The following is an 8,585-nucleotide window of genomic DNA, read 5'->3' as shown; positions in this document are numbered from 1 at the left end:
CCCTTTAGGGGCAGTTAGTAAGGAGCCCTTATAGGGCGTTACTAAAACCGCCTGTTTTACAGGCGGATATTTATTTTATATAAATAAACTGAAATTTTTGAAAGTAATAGGTGGGGGTTGAGAAAAAATGGGACTACTTGAAGCGTTAAAGTCAAAGGTGTTAACCGCTGATGGAGCGATGGGGACACTTTTATATTCCTATGGTCTTGATAATTGTCATGAAGAAATGAATATTATTAGACCGGATGTGATTGAAAAAATTCATGGTGAATATATTGCAGCAGGTGCGGATGTTATTCAAACAAATACATATGGTGCCAATGCCATTAAACTAGCACGGTACGGACTAGAATCGAAAGTGGTAGAAATCAATGAGGCTGCCATTGCCCTAGCAAAAAAGGCAGCCAATGGCGGACAATTTGTCATCGGTTCAATCGGAGGGATTCGCGGTGTAAGAAAAAGCGATACAACCCTTGAAGAAATTTTAACGGCAATTCGTGAACAAGCGACTGTATTAATTGATGGTCAAATTGATGGTTTATTACTAGAGACATATTATGACTTCAAGGAACTTTCGGAAACAATCAAAATGCTTCGTTCCATTACCAATATGCCAATTATTGCGCAAGTTTCAATGCATGATCCTGGCGTTTTACAAAATGGTTTGAAATTAAATGTAGCCTTACAACAATTAGAAAAGATAGGAGCTGATATCGTCGGGGTGAATTGTCGATTAGGCCCTCATCACACGATTCAAGCCTTTGAAGGTGTAGAACTTCCAGAGAGGGCATTTTTATCCGCCTATCCCAATGCTTCATTGCTAGCTATCGAAGAAGGGAAAGTAATATACGAATCGGAAGCGGATTATTTTGCTCGAGCAGCAGTGCAACTACGCAACCAAGGTGTCCGTTTAATTGGCGGTTGTTGTGGTACGACACCAAAACATATTGAAGCGGCGAAAAAGTTGCTAGTAAACTTAAACCCGATCATTACAAAAGAAGCAAAGCCGATTCAAGAAATCGTCATTCAAGAGGCGGAACCAAGAAATGCAGAACCGTTACATGAAAAGGTAAAGCGTGAACGGTCGATCATTGTTGAACTTGATACACCGAGACATTTGGAAATCAATACTTTTGTGGAAGGGGCCAAGGCGCTCTATAACGAAGGGGCGGATATCATTATGATGGCCGATAATTCTTTAGCATCTCCTCGTGTTAGTAATATCGCAATGGGCTCTATATTAAAATTGCAACATAATATCCGAGTTATGCCACACATTACTTGTCGTGACCGTAACTTAATTGGATTACAATCCCACTTAATGGGACTAAATGCTGTTGGCCTACACGATGTTTTAGCGGTGACAGGGGATCCAACAAAGGTTGGGGATTTCCCTGGTGCTACTAGCGTCTATGATGTTTCATCCATGGAGTTAATCTCTCTAATAAAACAATTAAATGAAGGTATCTCCTTCTCTGGTAAAGTGTTGCGTAAAAAAGCGAATTTTTCCGTCGCAGCCGCCTTTAACCCAAATGTCCGGGTATTGGATAGAGCAGTTAGTAGGCTTGAGAAAAAAATTGAACACGGAGCAGATTATTTTATTTCTCAACCTGTCTATTCAAAGGAAAAAATTGAGGAAATTTACGAAGCAACGAAACATTTGGATACTCCTATTTATATTGGAATTATGCCATTAACAAGTTTTAGAAGCGCAGAATTTTTACACCATGAAGTGCCGGGAATTAAATTATCAGATGAAGTGTTAGAAAGAATGGAAGCTTGTGAAGGTGATAAAGTTCTAGAAGCTAAAGAAGGGGTAGCAATTGCTAGGGAATTACTTGATACAGCGGTTAGTCGTTTTAATGGAATTTATTTAATCACGCCATTTTTACGCTACGATTTAACAATTCAATTAATGCAATATATCAAACAACTTGATGAGCAAAACAAAGGAGTAAAAGTAAATGCTTAACCATCTGATTGAGGAACAATTGCAAAAACGAATATTAATTATCGATGGTGCAATGGGAACGATGTTACAACGAGAAAACTTATCAGCTGAAGACTTTGGTGGAGAAGTTTTAGAAGGTTGTAATGAAAATTTAGTTCTAACAAGGCCTGACGTCGTAAAAAATATTCACCTAGGTTATTTAAAAGCAGGTGCAGATATTATTTGTACAAATACATTTGGGGGAACGCCGCTTGTTTTAAACGAATACGGACTTGGTGAAAAGGCAGAAGAAATTAATAAACGAGCAGTTGAATTAGCGTTAGAAGCAGTTGAAGCATATTCTACTCCCGAATGGCCACGTTTTGTTGCGGGTGCGATTGGGCCGACTACGAAAACCCTTTCGGTAACAGGCGGCATTACTTTTGATGAGCTTTCGGAAAACTTTTATGTGCAAGCGAAAGCATTAATTGAAGCTGGGTGCCATTTACTTTTACTTGAAACAAGTCAAGATATGTTAAATGTAAAAGCTGCTTCTTTAGGAATCAATCAGGCATTTCGAGAAACGAAGAAAGAACTCCCGATTATGATATCAGCTACGATTGAGCCAATGGGTACAACATTAGCTGGTCAAACAATTGAAGCCTTTTATATTTCCATTGAACATATTAAACCTCTTTCAATCGGTTTAAACTGTGCGACAGGTCCGGAGTTTATGACAGATCATATTCGTTCATTAGCAGATTTATCAACAAGTTATATTAGTTGCTACCCTAATGCTGGGTTGCCTGATGAGGAAGGTCATTATCATGAGACACCTGAATCGTTATCGATAAAACTTCGAGGCTTTGCAGAAAAGGGATGGCTTAATTTAGTTGGTGGTTGTTGTGGTACTACTCCTGATCATATTCAAGCGATTCGCACAGCGGTTGAAGGATATGAGCCACGTCCATTACCTAAAAAAACGCATGGTCATGTTGTATCAGGTATTGAACCACTCCAATATGACGATTCTATGCGCCCGCTGTTTATCGGGGAGAGAACGAATGTCATCGGTTCTCGTAAATTTAAACGATTAATTATTGAAGGGAAATTTGAGGAAGCTGCTGAAATTGCCCGTGCACAGGTGAAAAATGGTGCTCATGTAATTGATGTTTGTTTAGCGAATCCAGACCGAGATGAATTAGAAGATATGCGTAATTTTATGGAAGAGGTTGTAAAAAAGGTAAAGGTCCCTTTAGTGATCGACTCCACAGATGAACACGTAATAGAAGAAGCTTTGAAATATTCCCAAGGGAAAGCCATTATTAACTCGATTAACTTGGAAGACGGGGAAGAACGTTTCGACGCCGTCATGCCGATTGTAAAAAAATATGGCGCATCCGTTGTTGTCGGGACGATTGATGAAAAGGGGATGGCCGTTGATCGCCAGCGTAAATTAGAAGTGGCAGCTCGGTCCTATCAATTATTAACAGAAAAATGGGGGCTTGCTCCAGAAGATATAATATTTGATCCATTAGTATTCCCAGTCGGTACAGGTGATGAACAATATATAGGCGCTGCTGAGGAAACGATTGAAGGGATTCGATTAATAAAAGAAAATTATCCAAATACATTGACGGTATTAGGGATAAGTAATGTATCCTTTGGGTTACCTCCTGTAGGACGGGAAATTCTAAATGCAGTGTTTTTATATCATTGCACTCAAGCAGGTTTAGATTACGCCATCGTAAACACGGAAAAATTAGAGCGCTATGCATCGATTCCGGAAGAAGAAATTAAATTAGCTAACGATTTAATTTTCCGTACTAACGATGAAACATTGGCGGTATTTACAGATTTTTATCGGGATAAGAAAAAGGAAAAGTCTGTGGCAAATATTCCGGACACGGTGGAGGAGCGACTCGCTTATTACATTATTGAAGGAACAAAGGAAGGATTAATTCCCGATTTAGAAGAAGCGCGAAAGATATTTGATACTCCATTGGACATTATTAACGGTCCGTTAATGGCTGGGATGGCAGAGGTAGGTCGTCTATTTAATGATAACCAACTAATCGTTGCGGAAGTATTACAAAGCGCAGGTGTAATGAAAGCAGCTGTAGCCCACCTAGAACAGTATATGGAGAAAAATGAAGATAGCTCAGGAAAAGGGAAAGTCGTTTTAGCAACGGTAAAGGGGGATGTACACGATATTGGAAAAAATTTAGTGGACATCATTTTAAGCAATAACGGCTATAAAGTCGTGGACCTCGGAATTAAAGTGACACCGGCGGAATTAATTGAAGCAATTAGAAGGGAAAATCCTGATTTTGTAGGGCTTTCTGGGTTGCTTGTAAAATCTGCTCAACAAATGGTGTTAACAGCACAAGACTTTAAAGAAGCGGGTATTCATGTGCCGATTTTAGTTGGTGGGGCTGCATTATCGAAACGTTTTACGGAAACGAAAATTGCCGCCCAATATGATGGACCAGTCATTTATTCGAAGGATGCTATGCAAGGATTGGATCATGCGAACCGTTTAATGGATGTGCATGAGCGGGAATCGTTTATTCAAGAACTTCAACAATCTCGTGAAAAACGACTTCTTGCTGATGAAAAACGAGCAGCTCGTCCCCAAGTAACCGTGATGGAAAAGCCTGTTCGAACAGTTCGGGATGCTCCAGTTTATATACCGAAGGATTTAGTGCAACATATTAAACGAAACTATTCAGTAGCCCATTTACACCCATATGTGAATATGCGTACTTTAATAGGGCATCATTTAGGGCTAAAGGGAAATGTGGAAAAACTTTTAGCTGAAAAGGATGAAAGGGCGACCGAACTCCATGAATTAGTAAATGATTATTTACGTTCTGATTTATTAACACCATCAGGTATGTATCAATTTTTCCCTGCCCAGGCAGATGGAGATGATGTGGTCATTTATAGCCCGGAAGATCGTAATACTGAAATTGAACGATTCCATTTTCCGCGTCAGAAAGAAGCGCCATTTCTATGCTTAGCCGACTTTTTGAAAACGGTAGAAAACGGCGAGATGGATTATGTCGCATTAATGGTTGTAACGGCAGGTCATGGCGTGAAAAATGTGGCAGACGAATTAAAGAAAGATGGTAAATTTTTAGAAAGTCATGCTCTCCTTGCAACGGCATTAGAGTTGGCAGAAGGTTTTGCGGAAAGGATTCATCAGGAAATACGTGACGTCTGGGGCTTCCCTGATGCAACTGATTTTACAATGCGAGAACGTTTTGCAGCAAAATATCAAGGGCAACGTTTCTCCTTTGGTTATCCTGCATGTCCAAATCTAGAAGATCAAGAAAAGTTGTTTAAACTATTGAAGCCGGAACAAATCGGTGTTCAATTAACGGAAGGTTACATGATGGAGCCGGAAGCGAGTGTTTCTGCAATTGTGTTTGCCCACCCAGATGCTCGATATTTCAATGTATAAACATATGGCTAATATGGATAAAGCTATCTTAAAATCAATATTTTAGGATAGCTTTTTCTTCTTTAGTATGTTGTCATATGACATTTGTAATGTGTTATTTATGATGTTTGCTTCTATTAAGATTCGCCCTCTTTTTTTAAAATGGTTGTAGATATTAAAAGAGGAAGAGGGTATTTCATTGGCTAAGACGGATGCTGAAAAAACAAAGCAATTACGTAAAGAAGTAGCGCCTTTTGCGAAGTCTGAAACAAAAACGAGTATTTTTCAGATAATCAACACAATTGTTCCCCTACTGGTTATTTGGGGTGCAGGTTATTACTTATTACAATTTTCGCCTTGGTTCACTGTAGCTTGTAGTATTGTTGCCGCTGGTTTTGTTGTTCGAACGTTTATCATTTTCCACGATTGTACACATGGTTCATTTTTTAAAAGTAAAAAAGCGAATGATTTAGTTGGAAATATAACGGGGATACTAACATCTTTTCCTTATGAAAAATGGAAAAGGGAACATACGATTCACCATGCCACTAGTTCTAATTTAGATAAGCGCGGAATTGGTGATATCGATATGTTAACAGTGGATGAGTATTTAGAGAAGTCTAAGCTTGGTCGTTTTGCATACCGATTATATCGTAATCCTCTCGTTATGTTCGGGTTAGGTCCTTTATATATGGTGTTAGTGTTAAATCGTGTTAATCGAAAAGACGCGAAGAAAAAAGAACGTATGAACACACACTTTGCGAATGCCATATTATTAATTCTTTGTGCAACGCTTATACTCGTGTTTGGTTGGCAAACGTTTTTATTAGTGCATGGCCTTACTTTATTTATTGCTGGATCCCTCGGCATTTGGTTATTTTACATTCAACATACGTACGAAGATTCGTATTTTGAATACAATTCCGAATGGGATTATGTCAAAGCAGCAGTGGATGGTAGTTCCTATTATAAATTACCAAAAGTTTTACAATGGGTGACTGGAAATATTGGGTTCCATCATGTCCATCATTTGGCACCACGGGTACCGAATTATCATTTAGAGGCAGCCCATGAATCCATTCCGCCACTTCAACAGGCGACAACGATTACGCTGAAAAGAAGTTTTGAATCTATTCGTTATAAATTATATGATCCAAAAAATAAAAAGTTTGTTTCATTTAAAGAAGTAGATGAAACAGCAAGAGTGAAAAATAAATCGGTTCAAGCATAGGGGAAAACGGTTGGAGATGCATTGGGGTTATCATTTATGTGTAAAATAAATTAGGGTGTAAAAATTTACGGTGTTGGTCTTTTAGAGCAACACCGTGATTTTGTTATAATGATAATAAAACCGATAGTAAAGATTCGAAACTATAAGAAGTGTGAGGAATGTCATGCACAGCTGGTATACAATTTTACCGAAAAATCCATGGATCAGTATTTATGTATGGATTATTTTTTGTATTTTGCCCTTTTATTTCATTATTAAGTCTTTTTCCTTTGTTCAAATAAACATAGGAGTCATTTTAATTTTGCTTTATTTCTTATCCCACCGATTTTCTTTTAATGCTAAAAATGGCTTAGTTTATATGTGGGTTAGTTTTGAAATGGTTTTAAATATTGCCATGACATTAATGTTTGGTTATGTGTATTTATCATTATTTACCGCCTTTTTCATCGGAAATATTCGTAATCCGGTTGGTTTTTACATTATGTATGGTTTACATATTGGCTTTACGATTTTATCGATTGTGGCAGGGTACTTTATTGATTTAAATTTATTTTTATCTCAAACACCTTTTATCATTATTACAGTTGTAGGGGTGGTCTTATTGCCCTTCACATTATATAGCCGAAACAAACGGGAGAAATTGCAAGGTCAACTTGAAACAGCTAACGAGCGTATTGCGGAATTGATTATTCACGAAGAGCGTCAACGTATCGCCCGTGACCTTCATGATACATTAGGGCAAAAACTTTCAATGATTGGTTTGAAAAGTGATTTAGCTAGTCGACTTGTGACAAAAAATCCAGAACAAGCAATTCAAGAAATTAAAGATATTCGTCATACAGCAAGTATAGCGTTAAAGGAAGTTCGGGAACTTGTGTCAGATATGCGGGCAACGAAGCTTCATGAAGAGTTAATTAGAGTAAAAGAAATTTTAAAAGCAGCTGAAATTGACTATGAAATTAATGGAGATAGTAAAGAGTTACAACTTCCTGTTTTAGTCGAGAGTGTTTTAAGTATGTGTTTAAAAGAAGCAGTTACGAATGTAGTGAAACATAGTAATGCAAAAAAATGTACAATAACGATAGAACAAAATCATAATGAAGTGTTATTAACGATTTTTGATAATGGGAAAGGGTTTAACGAGAAGTTAAACTTAATTGGAAATGGGTTAAGAGGTATGCAAGAACGACTTGAATTTATTAATGGTACGGTTACTTTTGAAAATCGTAAGGGTACGGAAGTTTTAATTAGTGTGCCATTAACTATTACCCATCAGAAAGGAAGTGATTAACTTGATTCGCATTGTGATAGCTGAAGATCAAGGGATGTTACTTGGAGCGATGAATTCGTTACTGAATTTAGAAGATGATATGGAAGTAGTCGGCTTGGCTAAAAATGGAGAAGAAGCGATTGAATTAGTGCATGAGTTAAAACCGGATATTTGTATTATGGATATTGAAATGCCAGTCAAAACAGGTTTAGATGCAGCGGAAGAATTACGGGAAAATACAACATGCAAAATTATTATTTTAACGACATTTGCTAGACCGGGGTATTTTGAACGGGCAAGAAAAGCGGGTGTGCGAGGGTACTTATTAAAGGATAGCCCTATCGAAGAATTAGTTCATTCGATTCGAGTGATTATGGATGGACGGCGTATTTATGCACCTGAACTAGTAGATTTTGTTTACGAAGATGAAAGTGAAAATCCTTTAACAGAAAGAGAAAGCCAAGTATTAGAACTTGTGGCAAAGGGAAAGACAACGAAGGAAATAGCAGCTGAGTTGTACCTTTCAGCTGGTACAGTTCGAAATTATATCTCCACAATATTAGATAAGCTCGGGGTAGGTAACCGAATTGAAGCCATTTCCAGATTTAAAGAAAAGGGATGGAATAAATAAATGAACTGAACCCCGAATAGTGGACACTTTAAAAAAAGTGGACCTATTCGGGGTTTTTCTATTTTCTTCAATGAACTA

General features: G+C 37.8%; 5 protein-coding genes. All 5 read left to right on the top strand.

What is annotated here, in order from left to right; all coding sequences use genetic code 11:
• The first annotated feature begins 127 nt into the window (after positions 1-127).
• The 5 genes from ACH0B5_RS17445 (at position 128) to ACH0B5_RS17425 (ending at position 8,507) form a co-directional block, all read left to right on the top strand.
• Complete coding sequence (locus tag ACH0B5_RS17445; RefSeq protein WP_122972238.1) at positions 128-1,972, top strand: bifunctional homocysteine S-methyltransferase/methylenetetrahydrofolate reductase; 1,845 nt, start codon at positions 128-130, stop codon at positions 1,970-1,972.
• On the top strand, positions 1,965-5,396 hold the full coding sequence (gene metH, locus ACH0B5_RS17440; RefSeq protein WP_406928224.1) for a methionine synthase: 3,432 nt from the start codon (positions 1,965-1,967) through the stop codon (positions 5,394-5,396). The genes ACH0B5_RS17445 and metH overlap by 8 nt, the downstream gene beginning before the upstream one ends.
• A gap of 178 nt (positions 5,397-5,574) precedes the next feature.
• Positions 5,575-6,606, top strand: coding sequence for a Delta(5) desaturase DesA (gene desA, locus ACH0B5_RS17435; protein WP_341362768.1), 1,032 nt, complete (start codon positions 5,575-5,577; stop codon positions 6,604-6,606).
• A gap of 163 nt (positions 6,607-6,769) precedes the next feature.
• The gene (locus ACH0B5_RS17430; protein ID WP_406928223.1) at positions 6,770-7,897 is read left to right on the top strand and encodes a sensor histidine kinase; all 1,128 of its coding nucleotides are present in this window, start codon (positions 6,770-6,772) and stop codon (positions 7,895-7,897) included.
• 1 nt (position 7,898) lies between these two features.
• On the top strand, positions 7,899-8,507 hold the full coding sequence (locus tag ACH0B5_RS17425; RefSeq protein ID WP_122972241.1) for a response regulator transcription factor: 609 nt from the start codon (positions 7,899-7,901) through the stop codon (positions 8,505-8,507).
• The last annotated feature ends 78 nt before the right edge of the window (positions 8,508-8,585 follow it).

Source organism: Ureibacillus sp. 179-F W5.1 NHS (genome assembly GCF_045369345.1).
GTDB lineage: Bacteria > Bacillota > Bacilli > Bacillales_A > Planococcaceae > Ureibacillus > Ureibacillus halotolerans.
Note: the sequence above shows the minus strand (reverse complement) of the source record. Positions and strands in the feature narration are given on the sequence as shown.

Excerpts from the sequence above, each read along its gene's own strand:
- metH (WP_406928224.1), top strand. The coding sequence starts at position 1,965 with ATGCTTAACCATCTGATTGAGGAACAATTGCAAAAACGAATATTAATT.
- ACH0B5_RS17430 (WP_406928223.1), top strand. The coding sequence starts at position 6,770 with ATGCACAGCTGGTATACAATTTTACCGAAAAATCCATGGATCAGTATT.
- ACH0B5_RS17445 (WP_122972238.1), top strand. The coding sequence starts at position 128 with ATGGGACTACTTGAAGCGTTAAAGTCAAAGGTGTTAACCGCTGATGGA.